Below are 16577 nucleotides of genomic sequence, written 5' to 3' on the forward strand. Positions count from 1 at the left end.
CGATCGTCGAGCACATGACAATCATTGTCAAAACCGATCCGCCCTCGTCCCGGTCAGCTCCCGGCGGGGCCGGCCGGCACCATCCCGTCCGGCTCGATGGCCGGGTCGTGCCGCTCCACCCCGCGGTAGCGGACCAGGCGGGCCGAGTTGCCGGCCACCGCGACGGACGAGGCGTTGTGCAGGACCGCCGCGAGCACGGGGGAGAGGGCACCGCCGCCGGCGACCAGCAGCCCGATGCCGTTCACCGCGATCGACATGCCGTAGTTCTGCCGGACGATCTGCAGCGTGCGCCCGCCCAGCTCGCGCAGGTCGAGCAGGTGTCGCAGGTCGTCGCCGACCAGGGCGACGTCGGCGGTCTCCACCGCGACGTCGGTGCCCGAGACCCCCATGGCGATGCCGATGTCGGCCGCGGCCAGCGCCGGGGCGTCGTTGGTGCCGTCGCCGACCATCGCCACGGTGTGCCCCTCGGCCTGCAGCGCGGCAACGGCGTCCTGCTTGTGCTCGGGGAGCACCTCGGCCTGCCACTCGGTGACGCCGAGCTCGGCGGCGACCGCTGCTGCCGTCGCCGCGTGGTCGCCGGTGAGCATGACGATGCGCTCGACGCCGGTGGCGCGCAGCGCGTCGAGCACCTCACGGGCCTCCGGCCGCACCTCGTCGCGCAGGCTGACCAGCCCGACCAGCTCGCCGTCCACCGCGAGCAGCAGCGGTGTCTCCGCAGCGGCGCGCAGCCGGTCCAGCCAGTCGCGGGCGTCCGCGCCGACGGTCACCCCCTCGCTCGCCATCAGCGGCTCGCTGCCCAGCAGCAGCACCCGGCCGTCGGCCTGGGTGCGCATGCCCAGCCCCAGCAGCACCTCGCACTCCTCGTGCGGCGGGATGAAGACGTGCCGCTCCTCGGTCGAGCGGATCACCGCCTGGGCCAGCGGGTGCCGCGAGTGCACCTCCGAGCTGGCCGCGTAGCCCAGCACCTCCTCGGGGGTCCAGGCCGCGGAGAAGGAGACGATGTTGGTGACCACGGGCCGGCCGATGGTCAGCGTGCCGGTCTTGTCGAACACCACGGCGTCGATCCGGCCGGCCGCCTCCAGGTGGGCGCCGCCCTTGATCAGCACGCCGCGCGAGGCGCCGTTGCCGATGGCGGCGCTGACCGCGGTCGGCGTCGACAGCCCGACCGCGCAGGGGCAGGCGACCAGCAGCATCGTCATCGCCCGCCGGACGTCCCGGGTGACCAGCCAGGTCAGCCCGGCCAGCGCGAAGGACGCCGGGACGAAGCGCCGGGAGAAGTTCTCCCCGACGGTCTGGATCGGCGCCCGGTCGTCCTGGGCCTGCTCGACCCGGGCGATGATCCGGCCGATGGCGGTGTCCGAGCCGGTGGCCGACGCCCGGACGACCAGCCGCCCGCGCAGGTTGACCGACCCGGCGTGGACGACGGCGCCCGCCGTCACCGACACCGGCAGCGGCTCGCCGGTGATGGCGGCCTGGTCGACCACGCCGGCGCCCTCGATGACCGTCCCGTCGACCGGGAGGGTGGTCTGCTCGTGCACCACGACCAGGTCGCCGACCCGCAGCTGGGCCAGGTCGACCTGGCGCTCCACGTCGGGCTCGCCGCCCTCGCCCGGGACGACGACCCAGGCGGTGGTCTCGGTGCCGGCCAGCAGCGCGGAGATGGCCCGGCGGGTGCGCCGCAGGGTGAGCGTCTGCATCCACTCGCCGATGTTGAGCAGCCACAGCACGGTGAGGGCGACGACGTTCTCCCGCAGCAGCAGGCTGGCGAACGTCGCGGCGGTGACCAGCGCGTCGGTGCCCGCCGTCCGCTTGCCGGCGAGCGCGCCGAAGGCGCCCTTCACGAAGGGGTAGCCGGTGAACAGGGTGATCGCGCTGGCCACCAGCCGGCTGCGGCCGGACAGCACCGGCGGGCGGCCGAACCCGTAGCGGCGGATGCCGAGCAGGGCGAGGGCGGCACCGCCGATGCCGATCCGCAGCAGCTCGGTGTTGGCGACGTCGGCCGACCGGGGGCGGCGGGCCACCGCGGCGTCGGCCGGCAGCTCGCGCGCGCCGGCGACCACGGCCAGCACCTCGGCCCGGTCGGCGTCGCGGGTCAGCCAGACGACGACCTGGCCGGTGACCGGGAACGCCTGCACCGCCAGCACGCCGGGCACCTCGTCGAGGGCGTCCTCGAGCCGGACGGCGCGCGCCGACCGCCCGGTCAGCGCCGGCACGGCGATCCGCAGCCGGCCACCGGCATCGGCGACGACGACCGGGTCCCCTCCGCCGCCGTCGGGCAGTGCCGTCGCGCCCGGCATCAGTGGCTGTGGTCGTGGCCGCCGGTGGACCGGTCGGCCGGCGGCGGGGCCTGCTCGCCGAGGTCGGCGTAGGCCTGGGCGCGGACGTCGCCGGCGGCCAGGCGTGCCTTCTCCACCGCCACCTCGGCGCGGCGGGTGCCGAGGATGCCCCAGCGGGTGGCCGTGACGGCGATCCGGCGGGGCAGCGGCCCGCCCTCACCGCGCTCGGCGGCGCGCACGACGGCGACGCCGACCACGCCGGTGGCCACCGTGCCCGCGGCCTTGCGCAGCAGGCGGCCGGCGGTGGCGGTCCGGTTCTTCCTCGACTCGGCCATGGGCGGGCTCCTCGGTTCTCGGCGCTGGGGGCGGGGCATGCGATCGTGGGCCTGCACACGGTAACGGGAACCGTGCTCACGAGCGCAGGGAGGCGGAGATCACCGAGCTGCCGCTGCCCGGCCACCGCGCCGCCCGGGTCCGCAGCACCGACCTGCTGGCCGGTCTCGTCGCGCTGGTGGTCGTGCTGCACTTCGCCGCACCCGACGTCCTGGACCGGCCGGCCGTGCTGGCCTGGAGCACCGTCTTCGTCGCGGTCTGCCTGCAGGCGCTGCCGTTCCTGGTGCTGGGCGTGGCGTTGTCGGCCGCCATCGGCACGCTGGTGCCGCCGTCGTTCTTCGCCCGGGCGCTGCCGCGCCGGCCGGCCCTGGCGGTGCCGGTCGCCGGCGTGGCCGGCGTCGTCCTGCCCGGCTGCGAGTGCGCGTCGGTCCCGGTCGCCGGCAGCCTGGTGCGCCGGGGCGTGACCCCCGCCGCGGCGCTGGCCTTCCTGCTCGCCGCGCCGGCGATCAACCCGGTGGTGCTGGTGGCCACGGCGGTGGCGTTCCCCGGCCAGCCGGAGGTGGTGGCGGCGCGGTTCGCCGCCTCCCTCGGGGTCGCGCTGGTGATGGGCTGGCTGTGGACCCTGGTGGGCCGCGCCGACTGGCTCCGGCTGCCGGCCCCCGCGGCGGGCGTCCCCGGCGCCTCCCGGGCGGCGGTGTTCCGCGACGCGATGCAGCACGACCTGGTGCACGCCGGGGGCTTCCTCGTGGTGGGCGCCGCGACCGCCGCCACGCTCAGCGCGCTGGTGCCGCGCCGCTGGCTGGACGAGGTCGCCGGCTCGCCGGTGCTGTCGGTGCTGGTGCTGGCCGCGCTCGCCGTCGTGCTGGCGATCTGCTCGGAGGCCGACGCGTTCGTGGCCGCCAGCCTCACCTCGTTCTCGCTCACCTCCCGGCTGGTCTTCCTGGTCGTCGGCCCGGCGGTCGACGTCAAGCTGGTCGCGCTGCAGGCGGGCACCTTCGGCCGCCGCTTCGCGCTCCGGTTCGCACCGGTCACCCTGGTGGTGGCCGTGCTGGTGGCCGTCGGTGTCGGCGAGGTGCTGCTGTGACCGCCCGCCCCGACCGCACGACCCAGCACGTGCTCCTGCTGCTGCTGGGCGTCGTGGTGCTGGTGGTGGCCGGCAGCGACCGGTACCTGGACTACGTCCGGCCCGGCTTCCGGCCCTTCCTGCTGGCGGCGGGCGTGGTCGTCGTGGCCCTGGCGGCCACCGGGCTGCTCCGCCGTCCGGGCGGGCCCCGGGCCGGGCACGAGCACCCTGGGCCCGCGGTCGGCTGGCTGCTGGCCGCGCCGGTCGCCGTCGTGCTGGTCGTGGCGCCGCCCGCCCTCGGCGCGTACAGCGCGGCCCGGCTGCCGACCGCCCCGCCGGCCGTGCCCGCCGCCCCGCCGTCGCCGGGCATCGGGGCGGACGACCCGGGCGCCGACCACCGCACGATGACCCTGCTGTCCTACACGATCTGGTCGCAGCAGCCCGATCCGTCGCCGCTGGCGGACCGGCGGGTGCGCCTGGTCGGCTTCGTCACGCCGCGGGAGGCCGGTGGGTGGTACCTCACCCGGTTCCGGATCAACTGCTGCGCCGCCGATGCGACCGCGCTCCGGGTGGCCGTGATCGACGGGTCGGCGGAGTTCGCGCCCGACCAGTGGGTCGAGGTGGTCGGGCACTTCACCGAGCCGGTGGTGGACCCGGTGGCCGGGTACGCCCTGCCCGCCATCGAGCCGGCCTCGACGCGGCTCGTGCCGCCGCCGGCCGAGCCCTACGAGTGAGCGGCCGGGGCGCCCCGGGGCGGGGGCCGGCGACCCGGTGGGCGCGCGGTGGCCGAGCGCGGCTACGCTAGTGGTAACCGTTCCCGTTCCAAGGAAGAGAAGACCCATGCGCATCGCCCGGATGGGCGTGGCCCTCACCGCCGCGTCGACACTGCTGCTGCTGAGCGCCTGCGGGTCGGACGACGACTCCGCCGCTGCCGCGGAGGACGGCGTCTCCGTCGTCGCCTCCACCAACGTCTACGGCGCGATCGTCTCGGCGGTCGCCGGCGACGACGTCGAGGTCACCGCGATCATCGACGACCCCTCGGCCGACCCGCACTCCTACGAGGCGAACACCCGCACCCAGCTGGCCATCTCCGAGGCCGACCTGATCGTGGAGAACGGCGGGGGCTACGACGACTTCGTCGACACGATGGTCTCGGCCAGCGACACCGACGCCCCGGTGATCAACGCCGTCGAGCTCTCCGGTCGCGAGGCCGAGGCGGAGGACGCCGGCGAGGAGCTCAACGAGCACGTCTGGTACGACCTGGAGACCGTCGAGAAGCTCGCCGACGAGCTGGTGACCCAGCTCAGCGAGATCGACCCGGACGGCGCCGAGACCTACGAGGCCAACGGTGCCGAGTTCACCGAGCAGCTGCAGGCGCTGGTGGCCGCCGAGCAGGAGGCACGGGCGGGCACGGAGGGTGCCGGCGTCGCGATCACCGAGCCGGTCCCCGGCTACCTGCTCGACGCGCTGGGCGCGGAGAACCGCACCCCCGAGGAGTTCTCCGAGGCGATCGAGGAGGGCGGCGACGTCTCCCCGGCCGTGCTCCAGGAGACCCTCGACCTGTTCAGCAGTGGCCAGGTGCAGGCGCTGGTCTACAACGAGCAGACGACGGGCGCGGAGACCGAGCAGGTCCTCGCGGCGGCCGAGGCGGCCGGCGTGGCCGTCGTGCCGGTGACCGAGACCCTCCCCGAGGGCGAGGACTACGTCAGCTGGATGCAGGCCAACATCGACGCCGTCGCCGGCGCGCTGTCGGCCTGACCAGCCGGGCGGGCGACCGGGGTGAGCGCTCCGCTCTCGGCGCGGGGGGCCGCGGTCCGCTTCGGCGACCGGGTGCTGTGGAGCGACCTCGACGTGGACGTGCAGCCGGGGGAGTTCCTGGCGGTGCTCGGGCCCAACGGGGCGGGGAAGTCCACCTTCCTCAAGGCGGCGCTGGGGCAGCAGCCGCTCTCGGCGGGTGAGCTGCAGGTCGCCGGCCGCCCGCCCGGGCGGGCCGACCGGTCGATCGGCTACGTGCCGCAGCAGAAGTCGATGGGTGCGGCGACCCCGCTGCGCGCCCGCGACCTGGTCGGCCTGGGCATCGACGGCGACCGGTACGGAGTGCGCCGTCGGAGCCGGGCCGACCGTGCGCGGATCGACGAGGCGCTCGGGGCGGTGGGGGCTGCCGGGTACGCCGACGCCCCGATCGGCCTGCTCTCCGGGGGCGAGCAGCAGCGGGTGCGGATCGCCCAGGCGCTGGTCGGTGACCCGCAGCTGCTGCTCTGCGACGAGCCGCTGCTCTCCCTGGACCTGGGCCACCAGCGGGCCGTCACCGGGGTGATCGACCGGCGCCGGCGGGAGCACGGGACGGCCGTCGTCTTCGTCACCCACGAGATCAACCCGGTGCTCGGGCTGGTCGACCGGGTGCTCTACATCGCCGCCGGGCGGCACCGGCTGGGCACCCCGGCCGAGGTGTTCACCTCCGAGTCGCTCAGCGACCTGTACCGGACGCCGGTCGACGTGCTCACCGTCCAGGGGCGGGTCGTGGTGGTCGGCACGCCCGAGCACCCGTCCGCCGGGCACCACGACCTGCCGCCCGCGCTGCAGGTGGCCCACCGGTGAGCGACGTCGTCAGCTTCGACGACTACGGCCGGCTGCTGGCGCTGGTGCAGAACTCGCTCCTCGCCGCCGCCCTCCTCGGGGTGATCGGTGGCCTGGTCGGCGTCTTCGTGCAGATGCGCGACATGCAGTTCGCCGTCCACGGGATCAGCGAGCTCTCCTTCGCCGGCGCGGCGGGGGCGCTGCTGCTGGGCGTCGACGTGGCGCTGGGGTCGGTGCTGGGCTCGCTGCTGGCCGGCTTGCTGATCGGGTGGCTGGGGGTGCGCGCCCGCGACCGCAACTCGGTGATCGGCGTGCTCATGCCCTTCGGCCTGGGCCTGGGCGTGCTCTTCCTGGCGCTCTACGACGGGCGGGCGGCGAACAAGTTCGGGCTGCTCACCGGGCAGGTCGTCTCGGTGGACACCGTCCAGCTGGGCTGGCTGATCGGCCTGTCGGCGGTGGTCCTGGGCGGGCTGGCGGTGATCTGGCGACCGCTGGCCTTCGTCAGCGCCGATCCCGAGGTCGCGGCGGCCCGCGGGCTGCCCGCCGGGGTGCTGTCGGTGGCCTTCACCCTGCTGCTGGCCCTGGCGGTCTCGCTGGCCGTCCAGGTGATCGGCGCCCTGCTGGTCCTCGCCCTGCTGGTCACCCCGGCGGCCGCCGCGCTGCGGGTCACCGCCTCCCCGGTGCTCGCCCCGCTGCTGAGCGCGACGTTCGGCGTGGTGTCCGCGGTCGGGGGCATCCTGGTGGCCCTGGGCACCAGCGTGCCGATCAGCCCGTTCGTCACGACGATCAGCTTCGGCATCTACCTGGCCTGCCGGCTGGTCTCGGTCCGGCGGTCCCGCCGGGGCTGGGGGAGCCGCGGCGGCGGGGACGCGCTCGGCACCCCAGTCGACAACAGTTCTCACATGGCCCTATCCTGATGTGATGACCGCCGCACCGCGTCGAGAGGACGCCGCAGCACCGCGGGTCCACCCGGGCACGGTGCAGGCGGCCAGCTCCCTGTTGGCCGCCCTGGCGGCCCCGATGCGGCTGTCGATCGTGGCCTCGCTGCTCCAGCACGAGACCCGGTGCGTCCACCAGCTGGTGGACGAGCTCGGCGCCGCCCAGCCGCTGGTCTCCCAGCACCTGCGGGTGCTCCGGGAGGCCGGCCTGGTGGTGGGCGAGCGGCGGCACCGCGAGGTGCACTACGCGCTGGTCGACCAGCACGTCGGGCACATCGTGCGCGACGCGCTCGACCACGTGTCGCACTCGGCGGAGGGAGCTGGACCCGCGTCCGTCGAGGAGGTCGACGCGGGGTGCCGAGTGGACGAGGGGACCCGATGATCCGCAACACCCGCCAGCGAGCCGCGGTCAACGCGGTCTTCGACGAGCTCGAGGGCTTCCACAGCGCCCAGGAGGTGCACGCCCGGATGCGGGCCGCGGGCGACTCGATCGGGCTGTCGACCGTCTACCGGGCGGTGCAGGCCCTGGTCGACGACGGCGAGCTGGACTCGATCCGCACCGACGGTGGGGAGTCGATCTACCGGCGCTGCAGCACCCGGCACCACCACCACCTGGTCTGCCGCAGCTGCGGCCGCACCGAGGAGGTGGAGGGCCCGACGGTCGAGCGGTGGGCCGACCGGGTGGCCGCCGAGCACGGCTTCGTCGACGTCCGGCACACCCTGGAGATCTTCGGCACCTGCCAGGCCTGCCACCGCGCCGACCAGGCCGCCCCGGTCACCTCGGGGGACGGCCAGGGCTGAGCCCGCGGGCGGAATCCCGTCCGGCAGCGCAGGGTTGGCGCCGGCATGAGCCGCGTCGTCGTCGCCACCGCGTTCGGTGGTCCCGAGGTCCTGTCCGTGGTCGAGCAGCCGACGGGCTCGCCGGGCGCCGGGCAGGTGCTGCTCGAGGTCCGCGCCGCCGGCGTCAACCCGGCGGACTGGAAGGGCTACACCGGCGCCTTCGGCACCGACCCGGCGAAGCTGCCACTGCGGCTGGGCTTCGAGGCCTCCGGCGTGGTCGCCGCCGTCGGCCCGGACGCCGTCGGCCCGGCGGGGCCGCTCGCGGTGGGCGACGCGGTGATCGGCTTCCGGCTGCGCGGTGCCTACGCCTCCTCCCTCGTCGTCCCGGCCACGGCGCTGGTGCCCAAGCCCGCCGCGCTCGACTGGGCCGAGGCGGCCGGGCTCATGCTCACCGGCGCGACGGCGGTGCACGCGCTGACCGCGATCGGTGCCGGAGCCGGGGACACGGTGCTGGTGCACGGTGCGGCCGGGGGAGTGGGCCAGGCGCTGGTGCAGCTCGCGGTGGCCGGCGGTGCGCGGGTGATCGGCACGGCCGGGGCGTCCGGCGCGGAGACGGTGCGCCGGCTGGGCGGCGAGCCGGTGGGCTACGGCGACGGGCTGGCCGAGCGGGTGCGGGCGATGGCGCCGGACGGCGTCACCGCCGCCGTCGACGCGGTCGGCACCGACGAGGCGCTGGACACCTCGCTGGAGCTGGTCGGCGACCGGCAGCGGATCGCCACCATCGCCAACTTCGCCCGCGGCGGGCAGGCCGGCATCAAGGTGCTGGGCAGCGGGCCCGGCGCCGACCCGGGCACCGCGCTGCGCGACGCCGCCCGGTTGGGGCTGACCGCGCTGGTGGAGGCCGGCCGGCTGGAGGTGCAGGTCGCCGGCCGGTACCCGCTGGACGACGTCGCCGCCGCGCACCGCGAGGGCATGACCGGGCACAGCCACGGCAAGCTCGTGCTGGTCCCCTGAGCCCCAGAAGCCGGAGATGGCCATCTTCGGGGTGCAGGGGGGCGTCAGGTCAGAGGGTGCCCTCGCGGGCGCCCTTCCAGATGTCGATCCCGGCGTCCACCGCGTGCTGGTCGATGCTCGCCAGCTCCTCGGCGGAGAACTCCAGGTGCTGCGTCGCCGCCACGTTCTGCTCGAGCTGCCGCACGCTGCTGGCGCCGATCAGCACCGAGGTGACCCGCGCGTCGCGCAGCGCCCAGGACAGCGCCAGCTGGGCCAGGCTCTGCCCGCGGGACTGCGCGATCTCGTTCAGCGCCCGCACGTGGGTGAGGTAGGCCTCGGTGATCATGCTCTGGTCCAGCGACTTGCCCTGGGTGGCGCGCGACCCCTCGGGCACGCCGTCCAGGTACTTGTCGGTGAGCATCCCCTGGGCGAGCGGGGAGAACGCGATGCAGCCCGCGCCCACCTCGGCGAGGGTGTCCAGCAGGCCCTCGGTCTCGATCCAGCGGTTGAGCATCGAGTACGACGGCTGGTGGATCAGCAGCGGCGTCCCGAGCTCGCGGAGGATCCGCGCGGCCTCGGCCGTCATCTCCGGCGAGTAGGAGGAGATGCCGGCGTAGAGCGCCTTGCCCGACTGGACGGCGGTGTGCAGCGCGCCCATCGTCTCCTCGAGCGGCGTCGTCGGGTCGGGCCGGTGACTGTAGAAGACGTCGACGTACTCCAGCCCCATCCGCTGCAGCGACTGGTCGAGGCTGGCCAGCACGTACTTGCGCGAGCCGCCGCCCTGGCCGTACGGGCCGGGCCACATGTCCCAGCCGGCCTTGGAGGAGATGACCAGCTCGTCGCGGTAGGGGCGGAAGTCGTCGGCCAGGTGGCGGCCGAAGTTCGTCTCGGCCGAGCCGTAGGGCGGGCCGTAGTTGTTCGCCAGGTCGAAGTGCGTGACGCCCAGGTCGAACGCCCGGCGCAGGATGTCGCGCTGCCGGTCGAAGGGGACGTCGTCGCCGAAGTTGTGCCAGAGCCCCAGGCTCACGGCGGGCAGGTCGAGGCCGCTCGACCCGGTCCGTCGGTAGGGCATGGCGTCGTAACGGGTGCTGTCTGCGCTGTAGGCCACGGTGCTGATCGTGCCGTGCCGTTCAGCGGCTGCCCACCGCGGCCTGCTGCGGCTGGTCGCGCAGCCGCGAGTGCCGACGCCCGTAGCCGGCGTAGACCACCAGGCCGATCAGCAGCCAGGCCAGGAACCGCAGCCAGGTCTCGACCTCGAGGTTGAGCATCAGGTAGAGGCAGGCCAGCGCCGACAGCACCGGGACTATGGGGGAGAAGGGCACCCGGAACGCCCGGGGCAGGTCCGGCCGGGTGCGGCGCAGCACCGGGACGGCGGCCGACACCAGCACGAAGGCGAACAGCGTGCCGATGCTGACCAGGTTCGCCAGGCTCTCCAGCTTCACGAAGGTCGCCGCGACCAGCACCAGCACCGCGTACAGCAGGGTCATCCGCACCGGGGTGCCGGTGCGCGGGCTCACCCGGGCGATCGACTGCGGCAGCAGCCCGTCGCGTCCCATCGCGAACCCGATCCGGCTGACCGTGACCAGGTCGACCAGGATCACCGAGGTCAGCCCGGCGACGGCGGCGATCGAGATCAGCGCCGAGGCCCAGCCCAGCCCGACCTGGTCGAACGCGTCGGCGATCGGCGCACCGGCGTCGATGTCGGTGTACTCGACCATCCCGACCACGACGAACGCGACGCCGATGTACAGCGCGGTGGCCACGCCGAGGGTGCCGAGCAGGCCGAGCGGGATGTCCCGCGAGGGCTTGCGGGTCTCCTCCGAGAGGTTCGCGACCGCCTCGAACCCGGTGTAGGCGAAGAACACCACGGCGGCGGCGGTGAGCACGCCGCCGATGCCGAAGGTGGCCGGCTCCAGCCCGGCGATGGCGGAGATGAGCGGCTGGGTCAGGCCACCGGAGCCCTCGGTCGGCTCGCCAGCCGGGACGAACGGGGTCAGGTTGGCGCCCTTGACGAACCAGATGCCGGTGACGACGACGAAGACGCAGACCGCCACCTTGACCAGCACCAGCACATTGGTCACCCGGGCCGACTCCCGGATGCCCAGCACCGCCACCAGGGTGAGCACCACGACGATGGCCGCCGCACCCACGTTGACCGGGGCCTCCTCGCCGAACAGCGAGGTCGGCAGGTCGAGCAGGTTGCCGATGTAGGCCGACCAGCCGCGCGCCACCACGGCGGCACCGAAGGCGAACTCCAGGAACAGGTCCCAGCCGATGACCCAGGCCAGCAGCTCGCCGGTGGTGGCGTAGGCGTAGGTGTACGCGCTGCCCGCCGTCGGCACGCTGGAGGCCAGCTCGGCGTAGCAGAGCCCGGCGAGCAGGGCGACCAGCCCGGCGATCGCGAAGGAGACGACGACGGCCGGGCCGGCGGTCTCCCGGGCCTGGATGCCGGTGAGGGTGAAGATGCCGGTGCCGATGACGACGCCGATGCCGAAGCCGATCAGGTGCCGCGCGGACAGCCGCTTGCGGAGGTGCCCGACCTGCCCGCCGCCGCCGTCGTCCCCGCTGACGTCGGACTGGATGGCCTCGAGCGACTTGGTCCGGAAGAGCTGCACCGGAACACGTTAGGTCGCTATCGGCGACGCCGCTGCTCGAGCCGGGAGGCGGCCCAGTGCGCCGGCCGGGCCAGCGCCGCCGGCAGCCGGGTGGCCGCGTCGCCGGTCGCGGCGGTCAGCTGCGGCTGGGTGAGGAAGAGGGCGCCGGTGAGGTCCGCGCCGCGCAGGTCGGCGGAGCGCAGGTCGGCGCCGAGGAGGTCGGCCCGGCGCAGGTCCGCCCCGCGCAGGTCGGCGCCGATCAGGTAGGCGCCGCGCAGGCTCGCCCCGCGCAGCGACGCCCCGCGGAGCGCGGCGCCCATCAAATCGGCACCCCGCCGGTCCCGGGCCCGGCCGGGCACGTCGGCCCGGGCGCGCTCGCTCACCTGCCCGAGCAGCTCGCCGGCCTCGGACCGGAGCGCGCCGACGTCGGCCCGGGCGAGCTCCGCCGCCGGCGACCGGGTGAGCTGCTCGACCCGGTCCAGCAGGGCGCCGACCGCGGGGTCGGTGGTGAGCGTGCGGGCCTCGGTGAGGTGCCACAGCAGCTCGGTGAGCTGGCGCATCACCGGGAACGTCGCGGCCATCTCCCGGGCGGTGGCCGGGTCGTCGCGCCAGCTGCGCCCGGCGAAGGTCGACCGGGTCAGCCGCTGGCCGGCGCCCAGGCAGTCGAAGACGACGCAGCCGGGGAAGCCCCGCTCGCGCAGCTGGTCGTGCATGCCGCAGCGGTCGTCGGTGAGCAGGTTCAGGCAGGGGGTGCCGGCGGGCTTGTCGACGGCGAAGTCGGCGGACGCGGCGAAGGCCGGCAGCACGCAGCAGAGCGCGGCGCACCGGCTGCAGTCGGCGGTCAGCTCCCGCCGGGCGGCGGCGAGGTCAGCGGAGGGCACAGCGGGAGTCTCCTCCTGGGTCAGGAGCGCGGTGCCAGCCCCGTCTCGTAGGCGACGATGACCGCCTGCACCCGGTCCCGCAGGTGCAGCTTGTGCAGCACCCGGCTCACGTGCGTCTTGACCGTGGCCTCCGCCAGCCGGAGCCGCTGGGCGATCTCGGCATTGCTCAGGCCGCCGGCGAGCTCGCCCAGCACGTCCCGTTCCCGGTCGGTCAGCGCCGCCAGCGCCGGGTGGTCGCGCCCCCGGCGGGGCGCCTCGAGCGGGCCGGTGGGGAGGTGGTGGGCGTAGGCGTCCAGCAACCGCCGGGTCAGCGCCGGGGCGACCACGGCGTCCCCGCGGGCGACCGCCCGGATCGCGCCGGCGAGCTCGGCCGGTGGGACGTCCTTCAGCAGGAAGCCGCTCGCGCCGGCGCGCAGCCCGGCGAAGGCGTGCTCGTCGAGGTCGAAGGTGGTCAGGATGAGCACCCGCACCGACGGGGCGAGCTCGGCCAGTCGGCGGGTCGCCTCGATGCCGTCCATCCGCGGCATCCGCACGTCCATCAGGACGATGTCGGGGCGCAGCCGCAGCGCCTGGTCGACCGCCTGCCGGCCGTCCGCGGCCTCACCGACGACCTCGAGGTCGTCCTCGCCACCGAGGACCAGGCCCATGCCCTGCCGCAGCAGCGGCTGGTCGTCGGCGAGCAGCAGCCGGATCACCGGTGCACCTCCCCGGCCGCTGGCGACGCCGGCGTGGGCGCCGGCAGGGGGAGCCGCAGCGCCACCTGCCAGCCGCCCTGCGCCGCGGGGCCGGCGGTGAGCTGGGCGTCGTGCAGCGCGGCCCGCTGGCGCATGCCCAGCAGCCCTCGTCCGGCGCCGGCAGCCACCGCACCGGCGCCGTCGTCGACCACCACCAGCTCCACGCCGTCGTCGGCGGTGCGCAGCCGGACGTCGGCCCGGGTGGCGGAGCGGGCGTGACGCAGCACGTTGGTCAACGCCTCCTGGGCGACCCGGTAGAGGGTCAGCTGGGCGATCGGGTCGAGCGACCGGGCCGCGCCCTCGACCGACAGCGACGCGGCCAGCCCGGACTCCCGCACCCGTTGCACCAGCTCACCGAGCTGGTCGAGGCCGGGCTGCGGCGCCGAGCCGGCGTCCGGGCCGTCGGCCGGGGCGAGCACCCCGAGCAGGCCGCGCAGCTCCCGGAGCGCCTCCCGACCGGTGGCCGACACCTGGGCCATCACCTCGCGGGCCCGCTCCGGCGCCCGGTCCAGCGCCACCTGGGCGCCGTCGGCGAGCGACACCATCACCGTGACCTCGTGGGCCACGACGTCGTGCAGCTCGCGGGCGATCCTCGCCCGCTCGGCGGCCAGGGCCTGCTCGGTCCGCCGGGCCTCCGCCCGCACCCGGTCGGCCTCCCGCTCCTGGGCGCGCTCGGCGAGCACCACCCGCCGCTCCCGGGCCAGCCGGCCGGCCGAGCCCACGGCCACCGCGGCGACCAGCGCGGCGACCCCGGCGACCAGCTCGTCGTCACTGGCGCCGCCGGCGAGGGCGACCAGCACCGCCACGCCGACCGCGGTCGACGCGGTGGGCACCGCGGCCGCCGCCCAGCTGGGCGCGGCGGTGACCGCGGTGGCCAGCGCGACCAGCAGCGCGAGCTCGCCGCCCATCGTGCCGACCGACCCGACCGAGACCGCCGCGACGGCCAGCACGGCGGCCAGGACCCGCAGCGGCGCCCGGCGGCGCCAGACCAGCGGCGCCACCAGCACCAGGTTGACCGCCGCCCCCAGCCACCGGCCGCCCGGCTCCGTCTCCTCGGCGGTGGTGGTGACGGCCAGGGTGAGCACCGCCCACAGCAGCAGGGCCAGGCCGGCGTCGACGAGCAGCACGTGGCGGGTGGTTGCCCGCCGGAGGCGGCCGGCCGGCCCGTCGTCGGTCACGGTCACACGTCCCGCCGCCGGAGCACGACCCCGGCGAGCACCGCGGACCCGGCTGCCCAGGCGACGAGCACGAGACCGGCGGCCCACGGCGGCAGCAGGTGCGCCTCCGGAGGTGCGGGCGGCAGGACCAGGGCCTGGAGCGCCCGGCCGGGCAGGTACGCGGTGACCTCCGGGGCGGTGACCACGACGACCGGGACGACGAGCAGCACGAAGGTCGTGGTGAGTCCGGCAGCGGGGGACCGGGTCAGCATCCCCACCGCGACGCCCAGCACGACGACGCAGCCCAGGGCGAGCACCGTGCCGAGCGCCGCCCGGAGCACGAGCGGGTGGGCGGGACCGTGGACGGCGTCCGGCGCGGCCACCGCGGCGACCGACCACCCCACCGCGGCCGCGAGCACCAGCAGGGCGACCACCGCGCCGGTGTGCACGACGAACCTGGCCAGCAGCACCCGCGCGCGGCGGGGCACGGCGGTGAACGTCGTCCGGGCGGTGCCGGCGCTGTGCTCCCCGGCGCCGGCGAGCACGGCGGTGCCGGCGACCAGCAGCTCGGCCAGCAACAGGGCCGTGAGCGCCGAGTCGTACCCACCGGCCTCCGGCAGCAGGAGGTAGAGGCCGTAGAGCGCCACCAGGACCGTGGCGATCACGGCGTAGCAGGCCACGGTCGAGCGCAGGCTCCGCAGCTTGACCCACTCCGAACGGACGGCACCGGACAGCCCGGCGGTCACCGGGTCACCGGGCCAGCGTCGAACTCGACGGCGTCCCGGGTCAAGGCCAGGAAGGCGTCCTCCAGCGACGGGCGCTCCTCTACCAGTTCGCGCAGGCCGATCCCGTGCCGGCGGGCCACCTCCCCGACCTCCGCCGCTGGCAGCCCCTCGACCACCAACTCGTCGGGGGCCGGGGTGCGGAGCGTCGCCCCCGGGCGGGCCAGCAGGTCGCGCAGCCGGTCGGGGTCGGCGGTGCGCACCCGCACCGTGGCCGGTGCCACCGAGTCGACCAGCTGGGCCACCGAGGTGTCGGCGACGAGCCGGCCACGGCCGATCACCACCACGTGCTCGGCGGTCGCGGCCAGCTCGCCCATCAGGTGGCTCGAGACGAACACGGTGCGTCCCTCGGCGGCGAGCCGGCGCAGCAGGCCGCGGACCCAGACCACCCCGTCGGGGTCCAGCCCGTTCACCGGCTCGTCCAGCAGCAGGACGGCCGGGTCGCCGAGCAGCGCCGCTGCGATGCCCAGCCGCTGGGACATGCCCAACGAGAACGCGCCGGTCCGGCGGCCACCGACCTCGGTCAACCCCACCTCGGCGAGCACCTCGTCCACCCGCCGGCGGCCGAGGCCGTGCGTGACGGCCAGGGCCAGCAGGTGGGCCCGGGCGGTGCGCCCCGGGTGCGCGCCCCGGGCCTCGAGCAGCGCGCCCACCTCGGTGAGCGGGGCGGCGTGCTCGGCGTACCGGCGTCCGCGGACGAGCACCCGGCCGCTGGTGGGTGCGTCCAGGCCGACGACCATCCGCATCGACGTGGACTTCCCCGAGCCGTTGGGCCCTAGGAAGCCGGTGACCCGGCCGGGCCGCACCGTGAGGGTCAGGTCCTGCACCGCCCACCGCTCGCCGTACCGCTTGCTGACGTCCTCGAACTCGATCACGGCACCGACGCTAGGGACGCGCCCGCGGGACGTCGTCCGTCGCGAGGACCATCATCGGGCGGGTGGGCTACACCCCCCGGAGGACGGTCGTCAGCCGACGCGGCAGACGCAGCCCCGGCCCTCATCGCTGCTCGCCACGGTGGCCTGGCAGAACCGGACGCCGATCCGGTCGTGGGCGCTCATCGGGTGCGGGCACGCCGGGCAGCGCTCCTCGGTGCCGACGGCGTCGGACGGCTTGGTCCCGGGGACGGTGCCGGGGGAGTACGTGGGGGCGGTCATGGCGTCGGCCTGACTCCGCCGACGGCTCGGCGGTGGTGGGCGTCGTCGCGGCGGGGGTGCCGGGACGGACGCGGTGGGACCGTGCCCCCGACGCTACGCCGGTGGCGCGGTCGGGCGGAGCCGCTGGGGCGGCGGAGCGCGTAGCGTCGGCCTCCCGGGGCCGCGTGGCTCCCCGACGAGGGAGTGGTCATGGTCGACAAGCGCGCGTCCAAGAAGTCCGGCTCGAGCATCAAGGAGAAGCGGGCTGCCAAGAAGGCCGCCGCGGAGACCACCTCGGGCATGGAGAAGCTGACCCACCCGACCAAGCGCTGACCG

The 16577-nt window shown here is 75.6% G+C and carries 19 protein-coding genes; 9 read left to right on the forward strand and 10 right to left on the reverse strand.

Annotation, left to right across the window (positions count from 1 at the left end; genetic code table 11):
• Positions 1 to 53: 53 nt before the first annotated feature.
• Entirely contained in the window at positions 54 to 2297 is a 2244-nt protein-coding gene (locus FHX36_RS03515) for a heavy metal translocating P-type ATPase (protein WP_183513494.1), read from the reverse strand.
• Positions 2297 to 2611 (reverse strand): DUF1490 family protein, encoded by a 315-nt coding sequence (locus FHX36_RS03520; protein ID WP_183513495.1) that lies wholly within the window; start codon positions 2609 to 2611, stop codon positions 2297 to 2299. The genes FHX36_RS03515 and FHX36_RS03520 overlap by 1 nt, the downstream gene beginning before the upstream one ends.
• Before the next feature lie 176 nt (positions 2612 to 2787).
• Here FHX36_RS03520 and FHX36_RS03525 point away from each other — a divergent pair, with 176 nt between their 5' ends.
• The 8 genes from FHX36_RS03525 to FHX36_RS03560 all read left to right on the forward strand — a co-directional run bounded on the left by FHX36_RS03525 (position 2788) and on the right by FHX36_RS03560 (position 8981).
• Positions 2788 to 3693, forward strand: a complete 906-nt coding sequence (locus tag FHX36_RS03525) for a permease (RefSeq protein ID WP_220035995.1) — start codon at positions 2788 to 2790, stop codon at positions 3691 to 3693.
• A complete protein-coding gene (locus FHX36_RS03530) occupies positions 3690 to 4406 on the forward strand; it encodes a TIGR03943 family putative permease subunit (protein WP_110552941.1) in 717 nt (238 codons plus the stop codon). The genes FHX36_RS03525 and FHX36_RS03530 overlap by 4 nt, the downstream gene beginning before the upstream one ends.
• Positions 4407 to 4512: 106 nt before the next feature.
• Positions 4513 to 5430: a metal ABC transporter solute-binding protein, Zn/Mn family gene (locus FHX36_RS03535; RefSeq protein ID WP_110552942.1), complete on the forward strand. Its 918-nt coding sequence runs from the start codon at positions 4513 to 4515 to the stop codon at positions 5428 to 5430.
• 21 nt (positions 5431 to 5451) lie between these two features.
• Entirely contained in the window at positions 5452 to 6270 is an 819-nt protein-coding gene (locus FHX36_RS03540; RefSeq protein WP_110552943.1) for a metal ABC transporter ATP-binding protein, read from the forward strand.
• Entirely contained in the window at positions 6267 to 7166 is a 900-nt protein-coding gene (locus FHX36_RS03545) for a metal ABC transporter permease (RefSeq protein ID WP_110552944.1), read from the forward strand. Before FHX36_RS03540 ends, FHX36_RS03545 begins: the two co-directional genes overlap by 4 nt.
• A 4-nt stretch (positions 7167 to 7170) precedes the next feature.
• Entirely contained in the window at positions 7171 to 7569 is a 399-nt protein-coding gene (locus FHX36_RS03550) for an ArsR/SmtB family transcription factor (protein ID WP_110552949.1), read from the forward strand.
• Positions 7566 to 7988, forward strand: coding sequence for a Fur family transcriptional regulator (locus FHX36_RS03555; protein ID WP_110552945.1), 423 nt, complete (start codon positions 7566 to 7568; stop codon positions 7986 to 7988). Before FHX36_RS03550 ends, FHX36_RS03555 begins: the two co-directional genes overlap by 4 nt.
• 45 nt (positions 7989 to 8033) lie before the next feature.
• Entirely contained in the window at positions 8034 to 8981 is a 948-nt protein-coding gene (locus FHX36_RS03560) for an NADP-dependent oxidoreductase (RefSeq protein WP_110552946.1), read from the forward strand.
• A gap of 49 nt (positions 8982 to 9030) precedes the next feature.
• Here FHX36_RS03560 and mgrA read toward each other — a convergent pair whose 3' ends face one another.
• The 8 genes from mgrA to FHX36_RS03600 all read right to left on the reverse strand — a co-directional run bounded on the left by mgrA (position 9031) and on the right by FHX36_RS03600 (position 16262).
• A complete protein-coding gene (gene mgrA / locus FHX36_RS03565) occupies positions 9031 to 10068 on the reverse strand; it encodes an L-glyceraldehyde 3-phosphate reductase (RefSeq protein ID WP_110552947.1) in 1038 nt (345 codons plus the stop codon).
• 22 nt (positions 10069 to 10090) lie between these two features.
• Positions 10091 to 11575, reverse strand: a complete 1485-nt coding sequence (locus FHX36_RS03570) for an amino acid permease (protein WP_110552948.1) — start codon at positions 11573 to 11575, stop codon at positions 10091 to 10093.
• A gap of 17 nt (positions 11576 to 11592) precedes the next feature.
• Entirely contained in the window at positions 11593 to 12435 is an 843-nt protein-coding gene (locus tag FHX36_RS03575) for a pentapeptide repeat-containing protein (protein WP_183513497.1), read from the reverse strand.
• A gap of 20 nt (positions 12436 to 12455) precedes the next feature.
• Positions 12456 to 13130 (reverse strand): response regulator, encoded by a 675-nt coding sequence (locus FHX36_RS03580; protein ID WP_110554372.1) that lies wholly within the window; start codon positions 13128 to 13130, stop codon positions 12456 to 12458.
• Entirely contained in the window at positions 13127 to 14347 is a 1221-nt protein-coding gene (locus FHX36_RS23335) for a histidine kinase (protein WP_183513498.1), read from the reverse strand. Before FHX36_RS23335 ends, FHX36_RS03580 begins: the two co-directional genes overlap by 4 nt.
• A 2-nt stretch (positions 14348 to 14349) precedes the next feature.
• Positions 14350 to 15072, reverse strand: a complete 723-nt coding sequence (locus FHX36_RS03590) for a hypothetical protein (RefSeq protein ID WP_110554067.1) — start codon at positions 15070 to 15072, stop codon at positions 14350 to 14352.
• The gene (locus FHX36_RS03595; protein WP_110554066.1) at positions 15069 to 15983 is read right to left on the reverse strand and encodes an ATP-binding cassette domain-containing protein; all 915 of its coding nucleotides are present in this window, start codon (positions 15981 to 15983) and stop codon (positions 15069 to 15071) included. The genes FHX36_RS03590 and FHX36_RS03595 overlap by 4 nt, the downstream gene beginning before the upstream one ends.
• A gap of 90 nt (positions 15984 to 16073) precedes the next feature.
• On the reverse strand, positions 16074 to 16262 hold the full coding sequence (locus tag FHX36_RS03600; RefSeq protein WP_110554065.1) for an RGCVC family protein: 189 nt from the start codon (positions 16260 to 16262) through the stop codon (positions 16074 to 16076).
• Between the two features lie 189 nt (positions 16263 to 16451).
• Between FHX36_RS03600 and FHX36_RS23340 the strand changes: the two genes are divergently transcribed.
• Positions 16452 to 16574, forward strand: coding sequence for a hypothetical protein (locus FHX36_RS23340; protein WP_258373035.1), 123 nt, complete (start codon positions 16452 to 16454; stop codon positions 16572 to 16574).
• Positions 16575 to 16577: the final 3 nt, after the last annotated feature.

The sequence above is a fragment of the Modestobacter versicolor genome (assembly GCF_014195485.1).
GTDB lineage: Bacteria > Actinomycetota > Actinomycetes > Mycobacteriales > Geodermatophilaceae > Modestobacter > Modestobacter versicolor.

Bases quoted from the DNA above. Each gene is read 5' to 3' on its own strand.
- FHX36_RS03515 (WP_183513494.1), bottom strand. From the start codon at position 2,297: ATGCCGGGCGCGACGGCACTGCCCGACGGCGGCGGAGGGGACCCGGTC.
- FHX36_RS03520 (WP_183513495.1), bottom strand. From the start codon at position 2,611: ATGGCCGAGTCGAGGAAGAACCGGACCGCCACCGCCGGCCGCCTGCTG.
- FHX36_RS03535 (WP_110552942.1), top strand. From the start codon at position 4,513: ATGCGCATCGCCCGGATGGGCGTGGCCCTCACCGCCGCGTCGACACTG.
- FHX36_RS03550 (WP_110552949.1), top strand. From the start codon at position 7,171: ATGACCGCCGCACCGCGTCGAGAGGACGCCGCAGCACCGCGGGTCCAC.
- FHX36_RS03555 (WP_110552945.1), top strand. From the start codon at position 7,566: ATGATCCGCAACACCCGCCAGCGAGCCGCGGTCAACGCGGTCTTCGAC.
- FHX36_RS03560 (WP_110552946.1), top strand. From the start codon at position 8,034: ATGAGCCGCGTCGTCGTCGCCACCGCGTTCGGTGGTCCCGAGGTCCTG.
- FHX36_RS03600 (WP_110554065.1), bottom strand. From the start codon at position 16,262: ATGACCGCCCCCACGTACTCCCCCGGCACCGTCCCCGGGACCAAGCCG.
- FHX36_RS23340 (WP_258373035.1), top strand. From the start codon at position 16,452: ATGGTCGACAAGCGCGCGTCCAAGAAGTCCGGCTCGAGCATCAAGGAG.